We start from the raw sequence: 25,989 nt of genomic DNA, 5'->3' as shown, positions 1-25,989 counted from the left end.
GGTTCATCTTATGCATTACATATAAAGCCTAGTTAAATTAATTAACTAGGCTTTTTTCTGTATAATATATGTTGAAAAAATTATCTTTTCATCCCTATATGAATTTGAGCATTTTTATTAAAAAATCTAGCTTATACATATTTATCTGCTGTATCTATAAGTTTCCAATCATAATCTACTTGTCTATATTGAATGTAAATGAAAAATTGTATACAGTATCTAAAACTATATTTTCTAAAGGTGTCATATGAAGCGTTTTGCAACTAGTGAATGGAATGGCTCTTTAAATGAAGGGGAGGGCGTTATAACTACTGGCAGTAATGCTCTTAATAAATTACATCATACTTATAAAACTCGTTATATAGAAAATGTATCCAAAGAAACAAGCCCAGAAGAGCTTATTGCTGCTGCACATGCTGATTGTTACTCTTCAATGTTTAAAATAGTATTTGAAAAAGAAGGATTTGATTTCAAACAATTAGAGACTCGTGTAGAGGTAACAATTGATGATACTACACATGAAGTCACAAGCTCACATATATATGTTAAAGCAAAAATTCCTAATATTTCTAAAGAACAATTTTTTGAGTTAGCTACTTTAGCAAAAAATATCTGTCCAATAAGTAAGCTTCTAAAAACTAACATTCTATTAGACTGTGAATTAATTCAATAATTTTAATTCCAAATTACTATCTGCTTTTTAAAAATAAATCATCTATAGCTGATTAGATGATTTATTTTTTATACTGCTCATCAGTTACTTTTTCCATCCATTTCACATTATTACCATTGATATCTTCTACAACAGAAAGATGAGTCATTGAGCTGTTGGGTGTGGCGCCATGCCAGTGTTTAATATTTGGTGGACACCAGATAACATCACCCTGTTTTATTTCATGTACAGTGCCGCCCCATTGTTGAGTTAGGCCTTTTCCAGCAGTTACAACCAGTAACTGCCCCTTAGGGTGGGTATGCCATGCAGAACGGGCGTTTGCTTCAAAAGTAACATAAGCAACAGATCGTGAAGGATTATCTAGGTTAAATAGAGGATCAATATATGCATTGCCTGTAAAGTACTGTTCAGAGCCTTTTATAGCGGATTGTGACTTTAGGTTTGTAATAATCTGTTGCTGTTCAGTTATATTTTTATTTACTAATTCGGCATAACTATTAACTGAGGTTGCTATGGTAATGGATGTAAGTGTTACTAGCCAAAGTTTCATTTTTTCTTCCTCATTAGATTTTGCTTTTAGTTATTCTGTTTGGTATTGTCTATCACTAACCTGTTCTAGCCAGTCTACTGCTTTGCCATCTATTTGTTCTTGAATAGCGATATGCGTCATAGCCGTAGTAGGGGTGGCACCATGCCAATGTTTTTCCCCAGCAGGAATCCAAACTACATCACCAGGCTGAATTTTTTGAATAGGTTCTCCCCAAAGTTGTATTAAACCTGAGCCAGCAGTAACTATTAAAGTTTGACCTATGGGATGAGTATGCCATGCTGTTCTAGCACCTGGTTCGAAAGTGACAGTAGCTCCGCTAGCGCGAGCATGACCTTCAGGTTGAAAAAGTGGATCAATACGTACAGTGCCAGTAAAGTAATCGGATGAACCTACGGTAGAGGCTTGTGAGCCGTTTTGTATAATTTTCATATGACTAAACCTTTTATCTATTATTTCTTACAGTATTGATCATAAATTTAGCAGATATAATTGCCTATTATTAGATGGTATAATTAGCATAGACTTATGAGGAAAATTCATCAATGCAACGTGAAAACTTTAATGATATTTTGGTTTTTTTAGTGGTCGCAAGGGAGCGTAGTTTTACCCGAGCGGCAGCTCAGCTTGGTGTTTCTCAGTCTGCTTTAAGTCATACTATCAGAGGCTTAGAGTCTAGGCTTAATTTAAGGTTGTTAACTAGGACAACGCGTAGTGTTTCACCTACTGAAGCAGGGGAGCGTTTGTTACAAACAGTAGGGCCGCATTATGCAGAAATTGAAGCTCAAGTAGCAGCTTTAAGCGAATTGCGTGATAAACCTGCTGGAACTATTCGTATTAGTGCTGCAGAGCATCCAGCTAATATAGCTGTTTGGCCAAAGTTAAAGGAATTTTTACGACACTATCCTGATATTAATGTTGAGCTTACAGTGGATTATGGAATGATCGATATTGTAAAACAGCGATATGATGCAGGGGTTAGAACAGGTGAGTTAATAGCAAATGATATGATTGCAGTGCGTATAGGCCCAGATATGCGTATGGCTGTGGTTGCAACACCTGACTATTTTAAAGAGTACCCTATACCAAACACACCACAAGATTTAATCAACCATAATTGCATTAATTTACGTCTTCCTACCTATGACAGTATCTATGCATGGGAGTTTGAAAAAGAGGGCTATGAGCAAAAAATACGTGTGCAAGGACAGTTAACATTTAATTTAACCTCACAACGGTTAGAGGCAGCTTTGGCTGGCTTAGGTTTAGCTTATGTGCCAGAAGATTTAGCCCGTCCTTATATTGCTACAGGTGAGCTTATAAGTGTGTTGGATGATTGGTGTTCATATTTTCCTGGATACTATTTGTATTATCCAAATCGTCGTCAGTCATCACCCGCATTTAAATTGTTAGTAGAAGCTTTACGATATAAGGGGGAGTAAAAATAATTAATTAGCATAATCTAGCTTTTTAAATCTTATTTATGAATTTATTTCATAACTCTATATACGAAATGCTATCTAATAAAATAAAAATAAATCTGTTAAATTGTTAAATGTAAAAGAAATGAATACAGATCAATAGCATACCTATTAATTTCATTTATCTAGTATTGATTTTTCGTATTTCATAAAAGTTATTCATGTGGAGAAAATAATGACAATGAAAGTTCTTGGCTATGCAGCGCAAACTGCTAAATCGCCTTTAGCACCTTATAACTTTGAGCGTCGTGAGCCACGTTCAGATGATGTAGTCATTGAAATTCTTTATTGTGGAGTTTGTCATTCTGATTTACACCATGTAAATGAAGATTGGACTACAAATTATCCTGTAGTACCTGGACACGAGATTATTGGTCGAGTGCTTAGTGTTGGAAAAGAGGTTACACGTTTTAAAGTAGGAGATCATGTGGGCGTTGGTTGCATGGTTGATTCTTGTCAGCATTGTAACCCTTGTCAAGCAGGTTTAGAACAATATTGTGAGGAAGGCAACACGCTTACTTATAATAGTTTTGATCGACATGATCATATGCCTACATATGGTGGATATTCTGAAAAAATTGTTGTTTCAGATAAGTTTGTTTTAAAAGTTCCTGAGGGAATAGATTTAGCAGGAGCAGCACCACTTTTATGTGCTGGTATTACTACATGGTCGCCATTAAGGCATTGGCAAGTTAAGAAAGGTAGCAGAGTAGCTGTAGTAGGCCTTGGTGGTCTTGGTCATATGGCATTAAAGCTAGCTAAAGGATTGGGCGCTAATGTTACCTTATTTACACGTTCTCCAGGTAAAGAGGAGGATGCGAAGCGTTTAGGTGCAGATAACATTGTTATTTCTACAGATGAAACACAAATGGCAGCGGCTAATGGTCAGTTTGATTTAATTATTGATACTGTTCCTTATGTACATGATATTAATCTATATATTCCAACTTTATCATTGAGTGGCACCATTGTATTGGTAGGTTTTTTAGGCGATATACAACCAACTTTAAATACTGCTCCTCTAGTTATGGGACGTAAAGCAGTGGCTGGTTCGGTAATTGGTGGTATAGCAGAAACTCAAGAGATGTTGGATTTCTGTGGTAAACATGGAATTACTGCTGATATTGAATTAATTACTATGCAAGATATCGATAAAGCTTTTAAACGAATGTTAAAAAGTGATGTTAAATATCGTTTTGTTATTGATATGGCTTCTCTAAAAAATAGCTAACTGAGTTTTATTTTTGTTCTATTGATTATGGTAGGAGGAATAATGAAAAAACTTATTTCTTTGCTAACAATAGTTTTTATCTCGATATTTGGTTTTATAAATATTATTGAGGCGAATACTGTGCAGGATAATAATTATAGTTTGACAGTTAAACAGCAAAAGCTTGCGCTTATTGCCGCATTAACAGCTACAGGTGATTTGCCACAGTTAAAGGTGGCACTAGCTGAAGGCTTAGATGCAGGCTTAACTATTAATGAAATTAAAGAAGTTTTAGTACAGATGTATGCTTATGCAGGTTTTCCAAGAAGTTTAAATGGTATTAATACTTTTATATCAGTAGTTGATGAAAGAAAGGCACAAGGTATTAAAGATAACCAGGGCCGTGAAGCATCTCCTATTACGGCTGAAGGTAGTAAATATGAAAGAGGTAAGAAAGTACTGGAAAGTTTAACAGGTCGGCAAGATCCTGGTAAAACATCTGGTTTTGGTGCATTTGCTCCAGAGATTGAAACTTTTTTAAAGGAACATTTATTTGCAGATATCTTTGAGCGGGATGTGCTTAGCTATAAAGATAGGGAGCTTGCAACTATTGCTGCTCTTTCTAGCTTAAAGGGTTTGGAGCCTATGTTACAGTCTCATATGAATATGGGAATGAATGTAGGTTTGACAGAAGCACAGATAAAAGAAATCTTATCAATTATTGGAACATCTGTTGGTAAGCAAGAAGCTGAGGCAGGTCTTGAGGTATTAAATAAAGTATTAGCTAGTCGTAAAAATAAATAGTAATTATAAATACAAGCCTAAGTAACCTACGTGGATAGCTTAGGCTTTATTTATAAGATATAAAGATGAAACGTTGTAAGCATCTTTAAGATAGTTCAAAGAAGGTTACTCCCTCTGTGTAAAGTGGAGGAAGTTCATTTATAAGAAAATCTTTTAATAAACATAATGCTTTTTCTTTTGGATTGCCTTTAGGCCAAACCATGTAATAACCATCACCTGTAGAAACAGCTTTTGGGAATGGAAGATATAAGTGTTGTTGAAAAAGTTCTTGTGAAACAAGCATTAAATCATTGGTGGATATTCCAATACCTTGTAATGCAGCTGAAATTCCTTGATCTAAAGTATCAAATACTTGGCCTCGTCTAATATCAACTTTATCCAGTAAATTTAAGCGATTAAGCCATCTTTTCCAATCTCTACGATCAAAAGAGGGGTGTAATAATTCCAGTTGATCTAAGTCATTAATTGTTAACTTTTTTTCCTGAGGATGGTAAGAAGGAGAGCAAATAGGAATTAGCCATTCATCAAATAATTTAAAGCAGTTATAGCTGGGTCCAAAGTTACCATCTGTTAATAATATTGCACAATCATAAGGTTCAGAGTAAAAGTCAACAGTATCAATATCCATCCATATGCTGGATAGCTGCACAGGGTAAGTAGGGTATTCTTTTTTGAATATATTAACTGCTTTTAATAACCAACGTGCAGTTAGTGTTGAGGGTACTTTAAGCCTAATGGTATTAGGATTATCTCTAAATAATAGACAAGCACGTTCAATAATAGCAAAACCAAGCTTTAACTCTTGTGCTAAGGTCTTTCCTTGGTCTGTTAGCGTTAGCTTAGGACCATTTCTTTCAAATAAATTGTAGCCAAGAATATCCTCAAGAGTTCTTATATGTCTACTAATAGCACTTTGTGTTAAAGATAGTTCATTAGCAGCTTGAGTAAAAGAGCAATATCTAGCAGCAGCTTCAAATGCACGAAGAGCATAAAGTGGGGGAATAGATTTAGTCATATTTTAATGATCATGATTAAAAGTCATAGTAAGCCATAAATTTTTGCGTTTTTCAATAGGCAAATAAATCAGCATTATCTTACGCGAATAGGAAAAAAGTCTAATTGCTTTTGCGTGAGGTGAAAATCGTGGATTCTATTTACAAATACATGATTAAACGTAATGAGTTATGTGGTGATAGCTTTTTACAAAGTCCCTTTTTTAGGGTTTGGATGCTTAGAGCATTAGGACAATTTGAAGATGCAATGGAAAATGATAATTTTCCATGTTTATTTGGTAAAAAATCTATTAAGTTAAAACAGTTCTATTTGTTTTTCTCTTCTATTAATAGACCTAGTGAAGATTTAACTAACTGTTTTCATGAATATACAGAGTTTGTAAAAAATATTCCTGCTAGGGATAGAATATATAGTCCTTTAGTTATCTTCTTTGAAAGAAATGCTTTTAGCAGTTTATCTGATGAGCACAATTATGCATGGAATGTTTTGCAGGAACTGCATGATCAAGATGAAGCGCCATGGCCGTTAGATGTGTCTCATAATACTGAAGATGAAAATTGGTCATTTTGTTTTAATGGCGTTCCTTTATTTGTGAATATAAGCTGTCCTAAACATGAAGTGATGAAAAGTAGAAATTTAGGTGAGCATATTGTTTTAGTAATTAATCCCAGAGAAAACTTTGATGAAGTTGCTAGTGCTGCTTCTAGAGGTGGAAAGACAGTTAGAGAAAAAATAAGAAAAAGAATCAGTGTCTATAATAATGGTGTAACTCCCTCAACATTAGGATTCTATGGCGAGAAAGAGAATTACGAGTGGCGTCAATATCAATTAGAAGAGCAGGGCGGACTTGAGCTTAAGAAGTGTCCATTACATATAAGGAAATAGCAGTAATGGATATGAGTTTGTTAACGATTTACGTAATTACAACATTAATGTTAATTGCAACGCCTGGCCCTGTTGTTTTTTTAGTGGTTAATACTGCATTAAAATCAGGGCCATATAAAGCTTTTGGTACAATACTTGGTACCAATTGGGCTTCTTTAGTATTAATTTTTGTTGCTGTCTTTATTATTTCAACTAGTCTTGTTATTAGTCCAAAATTATTTCATACGATTAGTCTATTCGGTTGCTTGTTTATTGGTTATATTGCTATTTCGTCAATTAAAGAAGCTTTAGAAATAAAGTCACTTGCTACAACTGAATTGACATCTGAAGATAATATAACCAGTACAACAAGTAAATCTTTTAAGAAGGGAGGCTTGCTAAGTGGTTTTTTAGTAGGACTCTCTAATCCTAAAGATATTATTTTCTTTGTGTCTTTTTTCCCGCAATTTATAAAGATAACGGATTCATTCAATAAAAGTATCTTTTTATTAACATTATTATGGATTCTGTTAGATTTTGTGATTTTGGGTATCTATATATTATTTATAAGGAAATTAGCCTCAAATAATATTAAGAATATCATCGTGCTAATATCTGGTATCGTATTATTAGCTATTGCGGGTACTGGATTTTTATATAGTTTGGCTGAGTTGGTAATCAAATGAATTATTTGTGATTTTCTAGTTATTTTTTTCTTCAGCTAAAGGCAATTAATTTTATTCTCCTATTGTTTAATATGTTTGTTATAAAAAGTAACATATTATTAGTAATATATATAAAGCTTTATTGGGGGTAATAAATGAACAATATAAGGTCTTTGAAGATTTTAAACTTTATGGCTTTTGCTTTATTGTTACTTGCAATAGTTTTCGCATTGCTATGGTTAGTGTCTTTTATATCGTTTGATAGTAAATTTGTTTGGGCTTGTGCAGTAGTAAGTATAACTAATATAGTAGCCATCTCTTTATTAAAATATTGGAAAACTTCTATTGCTGAAGAGCTTGGAGTAGGTTTATTTATTGTTGTCGCATTATTATCTAGTGCTTTGTATGATTGGGCTTTTTTTGCATTCTTTTGTGTCTATTGTTGGTTTATTATTCGTTTAATTAATTGGCAAATGGGATTAATGGAGCAATACCATGTTTCTACTATTATACCAATGACTTTAATTCTATTAATAAGTGGTGGCCTTGGCTATTGGGCAACTGTTAAAATAATTGGTTTTTAACGCGCCTAGCTGTCTATTCCTATTAAGCTCCAAATATAGTTGTCTTTTATACAGTATTGGCCTGTAATTAATGTTCCCTTTTGCCACTTATCAGATAGATCAATCAGTAATTTAAGGGTAACTTGCCCGCTAGTATTCCAATCAATGATTTCGGCATGCTCAAAATAAAAACGCTTGAGTGTAATGGGATACAATGCCTTAAATAGGCTTTCTTTAATTGAAAATGCAAGCGTAGTAAATAGACTAATATCTTTGCCTATTAGTTTTTGTTCATTTTGGTTAACAATAGTAGTTAATAGTTTTTTACTGCGTTGCTCAGAAATCAAAAATTCAATATCTAATCCTAAACATTGCCAATGTGTTTTTAGAGCTACGATTGCAGCAGCTACATGGTGACTGTGAGTGATACTGCCACAGCTTAGAAGGGGCCACTGTGGGCTTTTATCTTCACTTGATAAAGGATAGCCATTAATGTTTAAATTTTTTAAGGCTTCTCTTGCACACAGCCGACCAATTAAATATTCAGCATTACGTTTTTGGGCGGCATGATATAAAGCTGATGGCTGTTTAATATCATGCTGTTTATAAGCTATATCTGAAAAGTGTTGTTGATTAAATCGGCAGTGATATAAACAAACATTTTCCATTACAAAAGGAAAAACCCATTGTTTAGAAAAAGATGAATAAAAGGTAGGAATATTATCTGGATTCATTGTATTATTTTGCAGTGTTAATAAAAACTTTACTAGCCCATCTTGGTTTTTATTATCCAATTTATTAATTGTATTAGTATTTTATCTTTTAAATTATTTTATAAATTTTTACATGTAATGATATTGAAAATATTACATGTGAGTGATATAGTAACGCCATGGATACAAAAACATCAGCACATTATCAACGACTATACCGTCAACGTTTGCGAGAGCAGGGGTTGATAAAAAAAGAAGTTTGGATACTGCCAGAGCATGCTCGCATGTTACTGAACGTTGAAAAACAGTTACGTCAACCAGCAGGAATGACTCAATCATTATCACAGGAGAGTAATATGACAGCAGCTGTTTCAATGTGGACTAGTAATAAATTATTCGATGCTTTATCTGCCGTTGAACTATTTAAAAATGGCGGTGCTAGTGTTGAATTGGTACAGGGGACAGACCCAAGTTTACACATTATCATGCACGAGTTCGGTGATTTACCCGTATTTATTAGTGTTGTTGGTGAACAAATCATTGTAGAAAGTATTTTGTGGCCAACAGATGCAGTAAAAGATGTTAATACATTTAATGAAGAAGTATTAAGAACACATAAGTTTTTCCCCTTATCGACTATAGGTATCGAAAAACTTGCTGAAAATGATTTTTATATTATGTTTGGAGCACTAAGTTCTGAATCAAGTCTTTCAAATATAATGTTTGAAATTGAAATATTGTCAGATAACGTAATTAAAGCAACGGAAGCTTTTGAAAATTACTTAAAAGTTTAATTGAGGAGGAATGAGAGATGGGTGTGTGGAGCAAATTAATTACTGCGTTACGCGGCGGTGCTCACGAAGCAGGTGAAGCAATTATTGACACACAGGCATTACGTATTTTAGACCAAGAAATCCGTGATGCAGATGCTGAGTTACGCAAATCTAAAGAAGCTTTAGCTGAAATTATGGCTAAACAAAAATTAGCAGCAGAACGTGTTAAGAAAACACAAGCTAAGATTGATGAGTATGAAGGTTATGCATTTAAAGCGTTAGAAGCGGAAGATGAAAAACTAGCTCATGAAGTAGCAGAGAAAATTGCTAATTTAGAAGCTGCTTTTGAGTCTGAACGTGAAGCTGAAAGTGCATATTCTAAGAGTGCAGCTGATTTACGTAAAGCAATTACTCAATCAGAGGCTAATATTAAACGTTTGAAACAGCAAGTAGATACCGTTAAAGCGACAGAAAGCGTACAAAAAGCACAAGCCACTGTAGCTAGTCGTTATTCAGGCTCACAAAATAAAATGCATACTGCATTGGAGTCTTTAGAGCGTATTAAAAAGAAACAAGCTGAGCGTAGTGCTAGAATGGAAGCTGCTAGTGAAATAGAAAGTATGGAAACAGATGATGCATTAGATAGCAAACTTCGTGAGGCAGGTTTCTTAGCTAAAGAAGGTAGTGCCAATGATGTGTTAGAAAGATTGAAGAAAAAGCAGCAAGCTAAAACTTCATCTTAATTTATGGAAAAAGAAGCCACTTACATGAATTAAATCTATGTAAGTGGCTATTGCTAGGATAGAATAGTTGAGCTATTTATTGGGGAGGCTCAGATAATAATGGAACTTTTTTTTAGTACTATCTCTTCTTTTCCTACAATTATTTATACTTTTCTGATATTTGTAGCTGTTATTTTCTGGGGAGTTGCTGCCTTAGGTCTATTAGATATTGATGTCTTAGATTTTGGTGGTGTAGATACAGATATTGGTGGGGTAGATGGCTCAGATGGTCATTTAGATGTTACTCATACGGGTGATATTCAAGGTGGATGGTTCGCTGGCTTTTTAATGAAGTTAGGTTTGGACTCAGTCCCTTTAACCATTATTTTGACTGTATTCTTTTTTATTGGTTGGGCGCTTTGTTATTTTGCTCAGTTACTGCTTTTTAGTATACCGCTTGGGATATTACAAATTCCAGTTGGTATCGTTATTTTTTTAGCCTCTATCTTTCCTGCTGCCTATTTAACCGGATGGACATGTAAGCCTTTACGTAGAATCTTTAAAAAATTAAATGAAGAGCAAAACGCAACTTCAGCAGCATCACTCATTGGACAAGTTGCCATTGTTAGATCGGGTAAGGTAACAGAAACATTTGGGGAGGCTATTTATGATGATAAAGGAGCTGGACTTCATTTAAGAATTAGAGCAGATGAATCATTAACTTTACAAAGAAATGATAGAGTTGTATTGATTGAATATCTAGAAGATGGTGCTTATAGAGTGGTTAGTGAAGATGAGTTTAATGGCTTATAGTAGGGGAATAGAGTGACTGCTTTAGTTATAACCATATTCATATCTATAATTCTATTAGTAGTGGGTATTATTGTTTTCTTTAAACTATTTTATACCCAAGTGCCACAAAACTTTGCATTGATTGTAAATGATCAAAAAGTGTATTTTTCAAATGTAGTGACATTTCCTACCGATAAAAAGCAGTTAATGGAGATTTTACCAGTACAGATTAAAACAGCCTATTTGGATAGTAATGGACTGTTTTGTAAGGAAAAATTGTTATTAGATATTGTTATTAGTTATAACTTGTGTGTTAATTTTTCTCCTGAATCAGTATTAATGGCTGCTAAAAGAGTGGGTGTGGCTGATGTGGCAAATGCGTCAGCGGTAAGTAAGGCGCTGACTCCTATCGTAACTAATATTGTGAGAAAGCTAGTAGAACAACTTCCTTTAGAGATGTTGGAGAAAGATCAGGGAAAGGTGCGTAAAGCAATCATTGCACAATTAGCTAATCAATTAGACGGTTATAATCTGGAGTATATGAATATTGATAAAGTAGAACTAACCTCATTGGATAAGTTAGAACAAACTAATCCAAAGTTATTTGAACAGCAACAAGAAGCCCGACATATGTGGGATGTGGAACAGAAAAAAGTATTGGAAAGACGGTTAAAATTAATTATTGAGCAGCAGCAAGATTTGTCTAGAAAAATCAAACAAATGATAGAGAGTTATCAAGCAATTATTAGAAAGAAAATTAAATTCTTTTTGAATAGAGAATTACTTGAATAATTAGTATATTGCTGAGTTTTTAAATTGATTGTTATAGTTGGTTGATGTACAAGATTTAGAGAGTTCTTTGAGGTTTAGGGTTGGGGTTCTTATATTAGTTGGAGAGGATTTAAATGGCTATCTAATAGAAGAGATAGCTATAGGTTTTCTGAAACAATAAATATCCTAAAGAAAGAAAAAATTATTTCTTAATGAGTTATTAAGAAATAATTAAAGTTACTTATTTAAACTAAAACAAGTTTTAACATTGTTATATTTGGAGTAGGAGAGTCATTATAATGTTTTCGTCAATTTTAGCTGTTGTTGGCATAATAGCTGCGGCTGTTGTAGGGCTTATTATAGTTAGTGTACTTATAGTAAAGTCTTTTTATATTAAAGTGCCACAAGGTACAGCATTGATTGTTAATACCTTATCTTCAATACCTAAAGTAACTTTTACTGGTGCATTAGTTTATCCAGTGATTTATAAAAAGGAATTTATGAAAATTTCTTTGATTACTTTGGATATTGATCGCCGTGGTACAGAGGGTTTAATCTGTAAAGATAATATTCGTGCTGATATTACAGTAGCTTTTTATCTTAAAGTAAATGCCACTCAAGAGGATGTGTTGAAAGTAGCTAAATCAGTAGGCGCTGACCGTGCCTCAGATCATACAGCAGTAGCTACTTTATTTAATGCTAAATTTTCTGAAGCATTAAAAACAGTAGGTAAGAAATTTAATTTTGAAGAGTTATTTGCTGATCGTAAGCGTTTTCGTGATGAAATTATGCAAGCAATCGGTGAAGATCTTAATGGTTATTCACTAGAAGATGCTGCGATTGACTACTTAGATCAAACACCAATTGAGCATTTAAAGAATACTAATATTATGGATGCAGAAGGTATCCGTAAGATTGTTGAAAGAACTTCTTCTGAAATTGTTAAAACGAATGAATTGGATCGCGATAAAGATTTAGCGATTACTAAGAAAAATGTTGAAACTCAAGAGGCTACTTTAGCTTTAGAGCGTCAAAGAGCTGATGCTGAAAATAGACAAAAACGTGAAATTGAGACTACTAAAGCACGTGAAGAAGCTGAAACTCAGAAGGTTCAAGCTGAAGAGCGTACTAAAGCAGAAGTGGCTCAAAAACAAGCTGAACAAGAAATTGGTAAAGCAGATATTAATACTCAACGTGAGTTGGAAGTTACCGAGTTAAATAAAAAGCGTGTGTTAGTTGAACAAGAGGAAGGTGTAACTCAAGCTCAACAAGAAGCCATTGTTAAGCGTGAGCGTGAAGTTGAATTACAACGTATTGATAAAGAAAAAGCCTTAGAAGCAGAGCGTACAGCGATTGCTAATATTATTCGTGATCGTGTGGCTGTTGAACGTACGGTAGCTAAGGAAGAAGAAGCTATTAAAGAAGTACGTCAAGTTTCAGAAGCTGACCGCTCTAAACAAGTAAGTATTATTGATGCACAAGCAGAAGCAGAACGTGATTTAGTTCGCCAAGTGAAGCAAGCAGAAGCTGATGCAGAGACATCTAAACATAAAGCAGTTGAAATTAATAATATGGCACAGGCTGAACTAGAGGCGGCTGCGAAAAAAGCGGAGTCACAAAAACGTTTGGCAGAAGGTGTTCAAGCAGAGCGTGCGGCACCTGGTTTGGCGGATGCAAGAGTTCGTGAAGTACAAGCTTCTGTACGTGAAAAAGAAGGCTTAGTAGAAGCAAAATTAACGGCTGAAAGAGGTATAGCAGAAGCTAAGGCTGTTGAAGAAAAAGGTTTAGCAGAGGCGCGTGTTATTGAATTTAAAGCAGATGCTAATGAGAAGCAAGGTCTTGCTGAAGCTAAAGTACAAATGGAGCTTATGCTATCTGAAGCAAAAGGTAAGGAAGAGCAAGGTTTTGTTGAAGCTCGTGTGACTGAAGCTGCTGCTGTTGCCAAGGAAAAAGAAGGCTTGGTAGAAGCTAAAGTGATGGAAGAAAAGCTATCTGCTCAAGCACGTGGTGAAGAACAAGTAGGTATCGTGAAGGCCAAAGTAAGCCGTGATGTAGGTGATGCTGAAGCGGAAGTACTATTAAAACGTATGAGAGCAGAAGCAACGGGTCTTGCTGAGAAATTTACTTCACTTAATGCTCTTTCTGATAGTGCGCGTGCCCATGAAGAGTTCCGTTTACAATTGGAAAAAACCTTCGAACAAGCAATCACTGCAATTGCTGCTAATAAAGAAATTGCTAAAGATCAAGCAGAAGTATTGGCGGCTGGTCTGGCTAAGACGAAGATTGATGTTGTGGGTGGTGAAGGCGAATTCTTTGAGAAATTCTCTAAAGCATTGGCTGTGGGCAAGTCACTTGATGGCTTTGTAAATAGCAGCTCTGTTGCTCAAGGAGCAATTCAACAGTTGTTATCAGCAACTGCTGAGCGAGTAGCGAGTAGTGGTAAAAAAGACACACCAAAAACTGATGATTAATGGATTAAATTAACTCCAAGGATGGAGTAGGCTTAAATAATCTGGCTGACTTTATATTTAACAGGCCATTGTAGTAATAATTAAGGCGGCCTAGGTCGCCTTGTTAATTAAATGGGGCATTAAATGGTTGATTCCCAAGCAGTAGCACAAGAGCAAGAATTACTAGATAAAGCAGTTGCTGAAGGTGGCGCTTATGAAGTGTTAAATAAGCGTTTACAAGATCAAGGTCAGCAATTACGCAAGCAAATAGAAATTATTAATCAAAAGCGTTTAGATGAGTTTAAACGTAGTGACATGGAAGTGATTGGGCGAATTCGTATTCGTACTGAAAATAATAGTGTTGCTCGTGATATTGTGCGCGCAGGTGATTGGTTACTGTTTGGATACAATGTATTTTTAGGCCTTAAAAAAGAAACTCGAGTTGAAGATGTTTTTTCACTGTATAAATTAATTGAGGTAGAAGAAGGCTTTGATGTAGAGCACGTAGAGCTAGAGGGCACTTTTTTAAAAGACCCTAATTTTGTACGAGATTATACAGAGCTTTATGCATACTATAAGGATGCACGTTTATTACAACTGACCCAAAATAATGGTAAGTTATTAGCTAGCTTCCAGATGGGTGACAAGATAACGGATATCCGTGTTTTCCGTTGGGCACTGTCTGCAGATCATAAGCAAATTAGTTATATTGATAATCGTGGCGAGCGTGATATTGCTCTGCCTGCTCCTTATGATTTTGAGTGGCAAAAAGCTAACCGCGATATGCGGGTAAATGGTAAGTTTCCTCATATTAATATTTTAGATACTGTGTTTGTAGAAACTACAGGTGGTGATCTAACCATTAAAGTAGAGAATAATACAACAACAGGTTTAGGTATCTATAGCGAACCTGTAACGGATAAAACACAGTCAGTAGATGACGCGATCATCGAATATGCTCAATTAGGTAGTTTAGTTTTATTAAAAATATTACCTTATAGAGAAGATATATGGCGTTATCTAGTTTATAACACCATTACACAAAATGTAGAGCGAATAGATGCTATTGGTCAGTCTTGTGTTCAATTACCAGAGGATCATGGCATTATTTTCCCTGGTGGATATTATTTGCAAAATGGTGAGCATAAAAAGTTTGATCAGTCTATGGAGGGGATGCGATTCAAGCGTTCTGTAAAATCTCCTAATGGTGAAGATGTACTTTATATCTTTTATGAACCAAGTGAAGGGCGTAGTGCGTTATTTACCTATAATATGATTGAAAGACGCCTCCAAAATCCTATTTTGGGGCATGGTTATGCGCGTTTTGATGATGGCAAAATGGTTATTTTTGCCAGTGAAGGTAGTGAACCTATTCGTGTTCATCCAATGCAAATATGGCAAACACCTTATCTTTCAGAAGAGTTTGCTGCCAGACAACCTACCCGTAATACATTTTGGGGGCGTATTGGCAATCCAGAATTAGTAAGAGGTATTTCTGATCTTTATAGTTTAGGTCGAGACATTGATAGTAAATCTGTATCAGTTAATCACTATAACTTGATTCGTGAAAATATTCGTAAATTATTAGATAGTTATAGTTGGTTGACTGATAATCATTGCGGCGATATTGTTCAATCAGTTCGAGAAATTGCTGCAACTAGTGAAGCGGTGTTAGATGAATATGAAAAAGTAGAAAGTATTCGTCGCCAATCTGCCGAAACACTAGTACAAGCAGAAGAACAACAAAAAACATTAATTACTTCATTACGTCCAGATAGTTGGGAAACTATTCAGGAGTATGTAGATGCATTGCATGCTATCACTAAGCAATTAGGATACTTACTAACAATACGTGACTACCGTTATATGGATGTGGCACGTGTTGATTTTTTAGAAGAACAGTTAAAAAAATCACAGTTGCATATTTCAGAAGCAACAGGTGTATTTTTATCAACACCAGAAGCATTAGAACCATTCTCAGAAAAGTTAGAAGCTTTAGATGCTGAAGCGCAAGCTGCTACAACAGTTGTGCAATTAGAAGAACCGTTGACTGGCTTAAAAGGGCTAGGCGATGATCTTGACACACTTTCGCAATTGATGAGTACATTAAAAATTGATGATGCGAATCAACGTACTTTAATTGTAGAGGCTATTTCAGCCATTTATGGCCGCTTAAATCAAGCTAGAGCGAGGTCTGAACAACGTCGTAAGTCATTACGAAGTAATGAGTCAGTTGCCCAATTTGGTGCTCAATTTACACTGTTCACACAATCAATTACTAATGCGTTGTCTTTAGCAACTGACCCTGAGCGTTGTGATGATCAATTATCTCGTTTATTAGTACAGTTGGAAGAGTTAGAAAGTCAGTTTAGTGATAATGAAGAATTTTTGACTGATATTCTAGCTAAACGTGAAGAATTATTAGAGACATTTGATACTCATAAACAAGCTTTATTGGATGAAAGACAACGTAAAGCACAATCTCTACAAGATGCTGCACTACGTATTTTAGAGAGTATGAAACGTCGTACAGAACGTTTCACTAATCAAGAAGAGTTAAATGCATTCTTTGCAGGTGACCCTTTAGCTTTAAAGTTACGTGAATTATCAGACAAATTAAGAGAGTTAAAAGATAGCGTAAGGGCAGATGATCTTGATGCCCGTTTAAAATCAACTAAAGATCAGGCTATTCGTAGTTTAAGAGATAAGTCAGAAATCTTTGAAGCGGGTGGTAATGTTATTAAATTAGGCCCTCGCCATCGCTTTAGTGTTAATACGCAAGAGCTTGATTTAACCATTATGCCACGAGGTGAGCAACTTTATACTCACTTAACAGGTACTGATTATTTTGAATCATTAGGGGCTACGGAGTTAGATGAGCTACGGGACTATTGGCAATATACTACAGACTCAGAATCACCTGATTTATATCGTGGTGAATATTTAGCTGGACTTATTTTACAAACAGCAGAACAAAATAAAGATGGTTTAAGCATTGATCTGTTAGAGCAACAGTTAAAAGATCCTGCTCAATTAGAAAAAACGGTACGTGATTTTGCAGCTCCTCGTTATCGTGATGGCTATGAGCGAGGCATTCATGATCATGATGCTTGTTTATTGTTAGGTAAATTAATTCCATTACATCGTAGTGTTGGTTTATTACGTTACCCACCATTAGCACGTGGTTTTGCAACGCTATTTTGGGGACGTTGGAAAGAAAATATTGAAGCTGAAAAATGGCCTGAACGTGCTCATACTGCAATGAATATGGCTAAGTTATTTGGAAGCCAACAAGCATTAAAAGATTTACAAATAGAAATTGCACAAGCAATGGATAGCTATTTAGAAGTTCATGGCTTACCTGTTGATAAGCAAGAGCGTTCGATGGCAGCTGAATATTTAGTAGCTGTGCTTTCTGCTGGTGTAAATGTTGAGTTTACCTTTACTCGTTATGCTAAACAATTAATGGAAACACTGCAGAAACGTTTAGAAGCAGCACAAATGTGGCTTGGTTTTCAACAGTCATTAGCTAACTTACAAGGCCGTACTTTAGCTCGTTGGGAGTTAGCGGAAAGATGGTTTACTGCACTTTGTCAGGCTAATGATAATGATGTAGTGATTGAAACCGATGATGACTTAACTGCTTTACAAAGCTATATTCCAGAAGCAGTAGCACTTAGCTTATTGGATAGTAGTGTAATTTGGCGTTTTACAGAAATGGATTTGCGTTTCTCTGTTGAAGGTTTGATGGGAGAACATTCGCGCATTCAAAATACCAAAATGATTCTAGGGATTGATGATTTTTATGAGCGCTTTGGTTATCAGCAACAAGTGTTTGTACCTAATTTCAAACGTTATCAAGAATACCGTCAAGAAGTTATTAATCGGGAAAGAAATGCCCTGCGTTTAGAAGAGTTTAAGCCAAAGCCATTGAGTTCATTTGTTCGTAACCGCTTAATCAATGACATTTACTTAGGTGTGATTGGCGATAACTTAGCCAAACAAATGGGTACAGTGGGGGAGAACAAACGTACTGACCTTATGGGGTTATTAATGCTTATTTCTCCACCCGGTTATGGTAAAACAACCTTGATGGAGTATGTGGCTAATCGTTTAGGTTTAATCTTTATGAAGATTAATGGCCCTGCAATTGGTCATGAAGTTACTTCAGTCGATCCAGCACAAGCACCTAATGCTACTGCTAGACAAGAGTTGGAAAAACTTAATCTAGCATTGGAAATGGGTAATAATGTAATGCTGTATGTGGATGATATTCAACATACTAACCCTGAGTTTTTACAAAAATTTATTTCGCTTTGTGATGGTACTCGTCGTATTGAAGGTGTTTGGAAAGGCCAAACTAAAACCTACGATATGCGTGGTAAAAAGTTCTGTGTCATCATGGCAGGTAACCCTTATACAGAGTCTGGTGAAGTCTTTAAGATTCCTGATATGTTAGCTAACCGTGCGGATATCTATAATCTAGGTGATGTATTAGGCGGCATGGAAGATGTATTCCGTCTTAGCTATCTTGAAAACTGTTTAACTTCTAATCCTATACTAGCGCCTTTAGCTACTCGTGATATGGCAGACCTTTACCGTTTTATTGATAAAGCTGAAGGTAAGCCTTTCTCAAGTAATGAATTAAGTTATGATTACAGTACAGCTGAAGTTAATGAAATTGTTGCTACCTTACAACACTTAATGAGAGCTCGTGATTTAGTATACAGAGTAAATTTACAATATATTGCTAGTGCCGCCCAAGCTGATAAATATCGGGTTGAACCGCCATTCAAGTTACAAGGTAGTTATCGTAATATGAATAAGCTGGCGGAAAAAATTACGGCGGTAATGAATGAGCAAGAGTTGATGCAATTGCTTGAAGACCATTATCAAGGTGAAGCACAGCTATTAACGACAGGTGCTGAAGAGAATCTACTTAAACTGGCTGAAATACGCGGTAATATGACTGAGCAGCAACAAGAGCGTTGGGAACAAATTAAACGTGATTTCTTGCGTAATAAGTCGATGGGTGGTGACGACAATATTGGTAACCGTGTGGTAGCTCAGTTAGTTGATCTTTCTGAGGGAGTTAAAAATATTGCAACACGACCTGAGCCTGAGCGTGCACCATGGGAAAGTGTAATAGGGCAGTTTGCTGAAATGATAGCTGCTTTAAAACAAAAACCAGAACCAGCGCCTTGGGATAAAATGCTTTCTGGTATAGCCCATATAGCCGACGTAATGGATAAAGAGCCAGAGCCAGCCCCATGGGATAAAGTGATAAAACCATTAGCTCATATTAGTGAGGCTTTACAAGATAAGCCAGAAACTAATATTCAAGTGGTAAATCAACCTGTGCCTGGTTTAGACGCAGTATTAACTACATTAGCTGAAACACTAGAATATAGCTTTATGCCTATGTTAAAAACCATGGATAAAAAGCTAGATTTAGATTTACGTAATCATCAGCGTATGCAAGATATTATTACAGAGCTGAAGCTATTAGGACAGCATGTAGGTATGCACCCTAAACAATCGATTGATACGAAAGTAAAAGCAGGTAAACCTACAGAAAGTTCTTATCAAGAAGATGCTGAGTAAACAAGTACGGATAGTACTGGCTATTACCCTATTAATGGTAGGTGTTCAGATTATTAATATGGTTTTAGCTGGCGGCTTAGCAAATTATGGTGTTATTCCTCGTAGGTTAGATGGATTATGGGGAATTTTTACTTCTCCTTGGATTCATAGTGGAGTATTGCACTTACTAGGCAATTTATCTTGTTTTGTGGTTTTAGCATGGCTTTGTATGTTGCGTTCCATACGCTATTTTATTGTCGCTAGTATTTTTATAATTGTTGTGGGTGGCTTATTATTATGGTTGGTAGGGCGAGCAGCCTCCCATATTGGTGCTAGTGGTTGGATATTTGGTTTATGGGGATTACTGTTGGGTAATGCTTATTTTGATAGGACTATAAAAAATTTCCTAATCTGCATTATAGTAATAATGTTATATGGTGGTTTTGTTTTTGGTTTATTACCAAGTGCAGAGGTATCCTTTGAGGGGCATATCACAGGAATGTTGAGTGGTATTTTGTTTGCTTGGCTAACAGTAAATAATCAATCTCTAAGGGCATTAGCCCTTAGAAATGAAAGCTAGTTTATTTTTTCAAAAAGTTATCTACTAATAAACTAACTACTTCTTTACCTCGACCTGCCAGAGTTGCCTTTGCTCCATATAAAGCCATGCCCATAACTTGCCCCATTTCTATTTGAGGTGGCATAACTAGTTCATAGGGACTGGTATGTACATCCAAGAGGGCAGGGCCTGATTGTGCTAAGAATTCTTTAACAGCTACTTCTAAGTCTTGTGACTCTGTAACTTTACGTCCATAAAACCCTATTACTTCTGCCAGTTTTGCAAAATCTGGATTTTTTAAATCAGTATAGTTATCTACTAAACCTTCAACTTTTTGCTCTAGTTCTACGAAGTTCAGTGAACCATTATTAAGTACTACTATTTTAATAGGTAGGTTTTCTTGAATAGCTGTTAATAAATCACCTAGTAACATAGCTAAACCACCATCCCCTGAAATAGAGATAACTTGGCGATTAGGAAAGGCTTTTTGTAAACCCAAAGCTTGTGGCATCGCATTAGCCATTGTGCCATGCTTTAAGCTAGTAAGGGTACGGCGTTTACCATTAGTATTAATGTGACGCATTAGCCATACCATGGGAGAGCCACCATCGGCTGTAAATAGAGCATCATCTGTAGCATATTGATCTAGTAGTTCTACTAGATATTGAGGATGAATTTGGCCACTTTTAGTACTTTGTGCTTTTTTATCTAGTTTAGTGGTTGCATTAATGTGCATTTTTTGATGTTGTTCTAAAAAGCTAGTATCTTCTCTTTCACTGATTAATGGCAATAATGCAGTTAAGGTTGCTTTAATATCACCTACTGCACCAAAAGCAATAGGGTGACGTCTACCTAAGTGAGAAGCATCTTTATCAATTTGAATAATATTGGCTTTATCTGGATAGAATTGTGACCAAGCAAAGTCTGCACCTAGTAGTAGTAAGGTGTCACAGTTTTTTACCATGTGAAAACCAGACTCCATACCAAACATACCTGTTAGACCTACGTTATAGGGGTTATTATACTCTACAAAATCTTTAGCACGTGAGGTATGTGCAATAGGTGCTTTGAGTTTTGCGGCTAAGGCAATGAGTTCATCATGAGCATATTGACAACCAAGGCCGGCGTAAATACCTATTTTTTTACCTTGTTTTATAAGACTAACTATTTGCTGTAACTCATCATTATTAGGTATAGTAATAGGATTAGGATGATAAGTTTTAATAGCAGGTATATCAACTACTTCTGCTTGGCTGATATCAGCAGGTAAAATAATAACAGCAACCCCTTTTTTGTTTAGTGCAGTTTGTGCAGCCATTGTTGTTATTTTTCTAGCTTCTTTGGGATTAATAATCTGTTCGCAGAAAACCGAGCAAGTACTATAAACTGCTTTAAAGTCTACTTCTTGTGGGAAATCAGTATTTTGTTGAGCAGTAACAATTTGACTGGCTATTAGTACCACAGGTGCACCATTACGATGCGCCTCAAATAAACCATTAATAAAATGTAAACTGCCTGGGCCACATGAGCCAGCACAAGCTGTAAGGTGTCCTGTTAAATAAGCCTCTGCACCTGCGGCAAAAGCACCTACTTCTTCATGGCGAACATGAATCCAATCAATCTGGCTTTTATGAATAGCATCAGTAACATAGTTAAGTGTATCTCCTACAATTCCATAACAGTGCTTTACGCCAGCTTCTTGTAGAGTTTCTATGACAATTTGTGCAACTTGCTTAGTACTCATTAATATTTCTCCGTATAATAGGACATCTTTAATATTGATAAGTAGTAGGATGATTGGTTCGATTATCTATTACGATGGTCGTATAAATATATTAGAAATTAGTTAAATTAAGTTACCAGAATAGAAGTAGTTTGGTAGTTGTTAGGATTAATAAGAGAATTTATGTTAGTTCCAGCTAAATGGTTTTTTGCTAGTCGGCTTAATTTATGGGGACTAGTTTCAATACGAGTATTAGTATTGTCTTTACAGATTATTTCAGTAGCTATTTGTTATATTTATAAGCTATTTGATTTGCCTTGGGATGTGCTTATTTTTTCTTTTGTTGGGTCAGCTATTTTATGTATTTTAACCGTAGTTCGATTAACTTATATTTCATGGCCTGTTTCTGATATTGAATACACTATACAGCTCTCTTATGACCTAACCATCCATTGTTTACTTTTATATTGTACAGGAGGGGCGACTAATCCTTTTGTATCTTACTTTTTAGTGCCTATTACTATTGCCGCTGCCACCTTACCTTGGTTCTATACACTGTGTTTAGTGGGGTATGCTATTTTAGGTTATAGCTTATTATGGATATGGAATATTCCTTTGCAAATCCAGAGTGTTTGGGCGGGCGATACCGAAACATTGTTAATTAATTTGCATTTAGTAGGAATGTGGTTAAGTTTTACATTTTCTACTGTATTGATTGGTTTTTTTGTAAGTCAAATGGCGATTGCTTTACGACAACAAGACCAGAAAATAGCAGAATGGCGTGAAGAAGGTTTGCATGATCAACAGTTACTAGCGGTAGCAGCACAAGCAGCAGGCGCTGCACATGAGCTAGGTACTCCACTATCTACCATGAATGTATTATTAAAGGATTTACAGGATACTTATACTGATAAAGCATTACAGGATGATTTAGCATTATTGCAAAGCCAAGTTCAGCTATGTAAAGGTAGTTTGCAACAGTTAGTCCGAGCTGCGGAAGCTGAACGACTACATGATATAAAACTGCAAACGGTTACTAGTTGGTTACATACCATTTTGCAACGTTGGCATTTGATGCGTCCAGAGGTAAGTTACCACTATCAGCTACTAGGTAAGAGTGATGAGCCTATATTTAAACCTCATACTATTCTTAGTCAGGCACTATTAAATATTTTAAATAATGCCGCTGATGCTTGCCCAGAAGAGATAGACATTGAGTTAGCATGGACTAAAAATGATTTTACTATTAGTATTCATGATAAAGGATCAGGTATACCTTCGTTTATGGAAGATGGCATGGCTAAGCCTTTTGTTTCTTCTAAAGAAAAAGGTTTTGGTTTAGGTTTATATTTAAGTCAGGTGAGTGTTATTCGTGCAGGTGGTAGTTTGAAGTTGTATAATCATAAAGAAAAAGGGACAATAGCAATATTGCAATTACCACGCATAAAAAATCAATCATAAGAGAGTTATTATGACAGAAGAAGTCTTATTTGATGGGGATGAGCAACCACATTTATTATTAGTGGATGATGACGAAACCTTTACTCATATTATGGCGCGTGTATTGGCTCGAAAAGGTTTGCGTGTTTCAATTGCTAGTACTTCTGATGAAGCATTAAAAATAGCTAATGAAGATACACCAGAATATGCTGTTGTTGATTTAAAAATGAATGGTGAATCTGGTCTAGTATTATTACCTAAGTTACTAGAAGTTGATGCTGAAATGCGTGTTGTGATTTTGACAGGCTATTCTAGCATTGCTACCGCAGTTGAGGCCATTAAAAGGGGTGCTTGTAATTACCTATGTAAACCAGCAGATGTAGATGATGTACTAGCAGCACTATTGGCTAAGCATGTGGATGTTGATAAGCTGATTCCAGATAGTCCAATGTCAGTTGATCGTTTGGAATGGGAGCATATCCAACGTGTGCTTAGTGAGTATGATGGTAATATTTCTGCTACTGCTAGAGCATTAGGTATGCATCGTCGTACATTACAACGTAAACTACAAAAACGACCAGTAAGACGTTAATAATGACACCTGCTATTGCATTATTAAAGAAACAAAAGGTAAACCATCAAGTGGTTACCTATGAACATGATCCGCAGGCTGAGTCTTATGGTTTAGAAGCAGCTGAAAAATTAGGTGTACCAGCAGAGAATATTTTTAAAACATTGTTGGTGACTAATGATAAAAAAGAACTATTTGTAGGTGTTGTGCCTGTTTTAAAGAAGCTTGATTTAAAAGAAATAGCGCATGCTGTGGGTGCTAAAAAAGTAGAAATGGCGAACCCTGAGGTGGCACAAAGAGTAACTGGTTATTTAGTAGGTGGTATTAGCCCATTGGGACAAAAAAAACGCTTAGTAACTGTTATAGATGATTCAGCAGAAAAGTTAGATATGATCTATGTAAGTGGTGGTCGTAGAGGGTTAGATATAGCTTTAGCACCAAAGGATTTGGCTGAGTTATTAAAAGCTCAATTTGCGCCTATTGGTAAAGGTAAAGAGTAATGTCCCGCTATATTTTAGCGATTGATCAGGGAACGACAAGTAGCCGAGTTATTATCTTTAATCAGTTAGGTCAGCCAGTCACTACAGCGCAACAGAATATTACCCAATCCTTTCCTGATGATGGCTGGGTTGAGCATGATCCACAAGAAATCTGGCAAACAACATTAGCCCTGTGTAAACAAGCTTTAGAGCAAGCAAAACTAACAAGTGATGCTATTGTTGGTATTGGTATTACTAACCAACGTGAAACAACCATTGTTTGGGATGCTGCAACAGGTAAGACCATTTATCCTGCTATTGTTTGGCAAGATCGCCGTACCGCTGACTATTGTAGTGAGTTAAAAGAGCAGGGTTATGAACAGCAAATAATGGCTGCCACAGGTTTATTAATAGATCCTTATTTTTCAGCAACTAAGTTACGTTGGATACTAGATAATGTTGCTGATGCTAGAGAAAAAGCTAATAAAGGTGAATTACGTTTTGGTACAGTAGATAGTTTTCTGTTATGGCATTTAACGGGAGGAGAGTCGCACTATACAGATGCTACTAATGCCGCGCGTACCATGTTATTCAATATTCATACCCAACAATGGGATAAACAGTTATTAGAGTTATTTAATATTCCTGAATCATTGCTACCAAAAGTATTAGACTGTGCCGCAGAGTTTGGTAACACAAAACAAGATTTATTTGCTACTAGTATTCCAATTTTAGGTATAGCAGGGGATCAACAAGCTGCTTTAATTGGGCAAGCTTGCTTTAAAGAGGGTATGGTCAAAAGTACTTATGGTACTGGCTGTTTTATGATTAAAAATACGGGGGATGACCCCGTTGCTTCTACTAATCGTTTACTGACTACCATTGCTTACCGTTTACAAGGTAAACCAACTTATGCAGTAGAGGGTAGTATTTTTGTGGCTGGCGCTACAGTGCAATGGTTACGTGATGGTTTACGTTTATTTGATAATGCCGCAGATGCAGAATTAATAGCGCAAGCAACCCTTGATACACGAGGTGTGTATTTAGTTCCTGCTTTTACAGGGTTAGGTGCCCCTTATTGGGATCCAAAGGCTAGGGGAGCTATTTTTGGTTTAACCAGAGATACAGGCATTCAAGAGATTGTGACAGCTGGCCTAGAATCGGTGTGTTATCAAACATGTGATTTATTATTGGCTATGCAACAAGATAGCACCAGTCCCTTAACTACTTTACGTGTAGATGGTGGTATGGTAGTTAATAACTGGTTAATGCAGTTCTTAGCTGATATATTGGATATTACCGTAGAGCGTCCTGAAGTGAGTGAAACTACTGCTTTAGGTGTGGCTTGGTTAGTGGGTTTACAAGCAGGACTTTATAAGAGTTTAGATGAAATAGCTGGCTATTGGCATTTACAACGTCGCTTTGATCCTGTAATGCCTGTTGAAAAACGCCAACAACTCTATCATGGATGGTTAGAGGCCATTAAACGCGTGCGTACGGGCGTATAGCTATTACCATTTAACTTTTGTGTTGATTTACTTTGCAGTACTGGTTGTACTGTATTCAGCAAGTTGCTTTATCTAAAATTAAAT

The 25,989-nt window shown here is 35.9% G+C and carries 23 protein-coding genes; 18 read left to right on the top strand and 5 right to left on the bottom strand.

The window, feature by feature from the left end; genetic code table 11:
• Window positions 1-247 precede the first annotated feature (247 nt).
• Window positions 248-673 carry an OsmC family peroxiredoxin gene (locus tag MTZ49_RS14305; protein WP_264746130.1) on the top strand — a complete coding sequence of 142 codons (426 nt, stop codon included), beginning with the start codon at window positions 248-250 and terminating at the stop codon, window positions 671-673.
• Between the two features lie 61 nt (window positions 674-734).
• Here the strand turns inward: MTZ49_RS14305 and MTZ49_RS14300 are convergent, their stop codons facing one another.
• A complete protein-coding gene (locus MTZ49_RS14300) occupies window positions 735-1,223 on the bottom strand; it encodes a cupin domain-containing protein (protein ID WP_264746129.1) in 489 nt (162 codons plus the stop codon).
• A gap of 30 nt (window positions 1,224-1,253) precedes the next feature.
• Window positions 1,254-1,652, bottom strand: coding sequence for a cupin domain-containing protein (locus MTZ49_RS14295; RefSeq protein WP_264746128.1), 399 nt, complete (start codon window positions 1,650-1,652; stop codon window positions 1,254-1,256).
• 113 nt (window positions 1,653-1,765) lie between these two features.
• On the opposite strand from MTZ49_RS14295, the gene MTZ49_RS14290 reads away from it, so the two are divergent.
• The 3 genes from MTZ49_RS14290 (at window position 1,766) to MTZ49_RS14280 (ending at window position 4,715) form a co-directional block, all read left to right on the top strand.
• Window positions 1,766-2,662 (top strand): LysR family transcriptional regulator, encoded by an 897-nt coding sequence (locus tag MTZ49_RS14290; RefSeq protein WP_264746127.1) that lies wholly within the window; start codon window positions 1,766-1,768, stop codon window positions 2,660-2,662.
• A 214-nt stretch (window positions 2,663-2,876) separates the two neighbouring features.
• Complete coding sequence (locus MTZ49_RS14285; protein WP_319804733.1) at window positions 2,877-3,932, top strand: NAD(P)-dependent alcohol dehydrogenase; 1,056 nt, start codon at window positions 2,877-2,879, stop codon at window positions 3,930-3,932.
• Window positions 3,933-3,974: 42 nt separating this feature from the next.
• On the top strand, window positions 3,975-4,715 hold the full coding sequence (locus MTZ49_RS14280) for a carboxymuconolactone decarboxylase family protein (protein WP_264746126.1): 741 nt from the start codon (window positions 3,975-3,977) through the stop codon (window positions 4,713-4,715).
• Between the two features lie 85 nt (window positions 4,716-4,800).
• Here MTZ49_RS14280 and MTZ49_RS14275 read toward each other — a convergent pair whose 3' ends face one another.
• Window positions 4,801-5,730, bottom strand: coding sequence for a LysR substrate-binding domain-containing protein (locus tag MTZ49_RS14275; protein ID WP_264746125.1), 930 nt, complete (start codon window positions 5,728-5,730; stop codon window positions 4,801-4,803).
• Window positions 5,731-5,858: 128 nt separating this feature from the next.
• On the opposite strand from MTZ49_RS14275, the gene MTZ49_RS14270 reads away from it, so the two are divergent.
• The 3 genes from MTZ49_RS14270 (at window position 5,859) to MTZ49_RS14260 (ending at window position 7,842) form a co-directional block, all read left to right on the top strand.
• Window positions 5,859-6,614 carry a YqcI/YcgG family protein gene (locus MTZ49_RS14270; protein WP_264746124.1) on the top strand — a complete coding sequence of 252 codons (756 nt, stop codon included), beginning with the start codon at window positions 5,859-5,861 and terminating at the stop codon, window positions 6,612-6,614.
• Window positions 6,615-6,619: 5 nt separating this feature from the next.
• Window positions 6,620-7,279, top strand: a complete 660-nt coding sequence (locus MTZ49_RS14265) for a LysE family translocator (protein WP_264746123.1) — start codon at window positions 6,620-6,622, stop codon at window positions 7,277-7,279.
• A gap of 134 nt (window positions 7,280-7,413) precedes the next feature.
• Window positions 7,414-7,842, top strand: a complete 429-nt coding sequence (locus MTZ49_RS14260) for a hypothetical protein (RefSeq protein WP_264746122.1) — start codon at window positions 7,414-7,416, stop codon at window positions 7,840-7,842.
• Window positions 7,843-7,847: 5 nt separating this feature from the next.
• Here the strand turns inward: MTZ49_RS14260 and MTZ49_RS14255 are convergent, their stop codons facing one another.
• Window positions 7,848-8,555, bottom strand: coding sequence for a 4'-phosphopantetheinyl transferase family protein (locus tag MTZ49_RS14255; protein WP_264746121.1), 708 nt, complete (start codon window positions 8,553-8,555; stop codon window positions 7,848-7,850).
• 158 nt (window positions 8,556-8,713) lie between these two features.
• Between MTZ49_RS14255 and MTZ49_RS14250 the strand changes: the two genes are divergently transcribed.
• The 7 genes from MTZ49_RS14250 to MTZ49_RS14220 all read left to right on the top strand — a co-directional run bounded on the left by MTZ49_RS14250 (window position 8,714) and on the right by MTZ49_RS14220 (window position 20,205).
• On the top strand, window positions 8,714-9,328 hold the full coding sequence (locus MTZ49_RS14250) for a YjfI family protein (protein WP_264746120.1): 615 nt from the start codon (window positions 8,714-8,716) through the stop codon (window positions 9,326-9,328).
• Window positions 9,329-9,345: 17 nt separating this feature from the next.
• Entirely contained in the window at window positions 9,346-10,050 is a 705-nt protein-coding gene (locus tag MTZ49_RS14245; protein ID WP_264746119.1) for a PspA/IM30 family protein, read from the top strand.
• Between the two features lie 99 nt (window positions 10,051-10,149).
• A complete protein-coding gene (locus MTZ49_RS14240; RefSeq protein ID WP_264746118.1) occupies window positions 10,150-10,842 on the top strand; it encodes a YqiJ family protein in 693 nt (230 codons plus the stop codon).
• A gap of 12 nt (window positions 10,843-10,854) precedes the next feature.
• Entirely contained in the window at window positions 10,855-11,613 is a 759-nt protein-coding gene (locus tag MTZ49_RS14235; protein ID WP_264746117.1) for an SPFH domain-containing protein, read from the top strand.
• Between the two features lie 278 nt (window positions 11,614-11,891).
• Window positions 11,892-14,063, top strand: coding sequence for a hypothetical protein (locus MTZ49_RS14230; protein WP_264746116.1), 2,172 nt, complete (start codon window positions 11,892-11,894; stop codon window positions 14,061-14,063).
• A gap of 123 nt (window positions 14,064-14,186) precedes the next feature.
• Window positions 14,187-19,646 carry a DNA repair ATPase gene (locus MTZ49_RS14225; RefSeq protein WP_264746115.1) on the top strand — a complete coding sequence of 1,820 codons (5,460 nt, stop codon included), beginning with the start codon at window positions 14,187-14,189 and terminating at the stop codon, window positions 19,644-19,646.
• Entirely contained in the window at window positions 19,636-20,205 is a 570-nt protein-coding gene (locus MTZ49_RS14220; protein ID WP_264746114.1) for a rhomboid family intramembrane serine protease, read from the top strand. Before MTZ49_RS14225 ends, MTZ49_RS14220 begins: the two co-directional genes overlap by 11 nt.
• A 1-nt stretch (window position 20,206) precedes the next feature.
• On the opposite strand, the gene MTZ49_RS14215 is transcribed toward MTZ49_RS14220, so the two are convergent.
• Window positions 20,207-21,928, bottom strand: a complete 1,722-nt coding sequence (locus MTZ49_RS14215; RefSeq protein ID WP_264746113.1) for a thiamine pyrophosphate-dependent enzyme — start codon at window positions 21,926-21,928, stop codon at window positions 20,207-20,209.
• A gap of 162 nt (window positions 21,929-22,090) precedes the next feature.
• Here MTZ49_RS14215 and MTZ49_RS14210 point away from each other — a divergent pair, with 162 nt between their 5' ends.
• The 4 genes from MTZ49_RS14210 to glpK are packed head-to-tail and all read left to right on the top strand — an operon-like array spanning window position 22,091 to window position 25,905.
• On the top strand, window positions 22,091-23,368 hold the full coding sequence (locus tag MTZ49_RS14210) for an ATP-binding protein (RefSeq protein WP_264746112.1): 1,278 nt from the start codon (window positions 22,091-22,093) through the stop codon (window positions 23,366-23,368).
• Between the two features lie 10 nt (window positions 23,369-23,378).
• Window positions 23,379-23,939, top strand: coding sequence for a response regulator transcription factor (locus tag MTZ49_RS14205; protein ID WP_264746111.1), 561 nt, complete (start codon window positions 23,379-23,381; stop codon window positions 23,937-23,939).
• A 2-nt stretch (window positions 23,940-23,941) separates the two neighbouring features.
• Window positions 23,942-24,418 carry a Cys-tRNA(Pro) deacylase gene (ybaK, locus tag MTZ49_RS14200; RefSeq protein ID WP_264746110.1) on the top strand — a complete coding sequence of 159 codons (477 nt, stop codon included), beginning with the start codon at window positions 23,942-23,944 and terminating at the stop codon, window positions 24,416-24,418.
• Window positions 24,418-25,905 carry a glycerol kinase GlpK gene (gene glpK, locus MTZ49_RS14195; RefSeq protein ID WP_264746109.1) on the top strand — a complete coding sequence of 496 codons (1,488 nt, stop codon included), beginning with the start codon at window positions 24,418-24,420 and terminating at the stop codon, window positions 25,903-25,905. Before ybaK ends, glpK begins: the two co-directional genes overlap by 1 nt.
• Window positions 25,906-25,989: the final 84 nt, after the last annotated feature.

This window comes from Entomomonas sp. E2T0, from assembly GCF_025985425.1.
GTDB lineage: Bacteria > Pseudomonadota > Gammaproteobacteria > Pseudomonadales > Pseudomonadaceae > Entomomonas.
The sequence above is the reverse complement of the archived record's forward strand: the minus strand, read 5'-3'. Positions and strand labels throughout refer to the sequence as shown.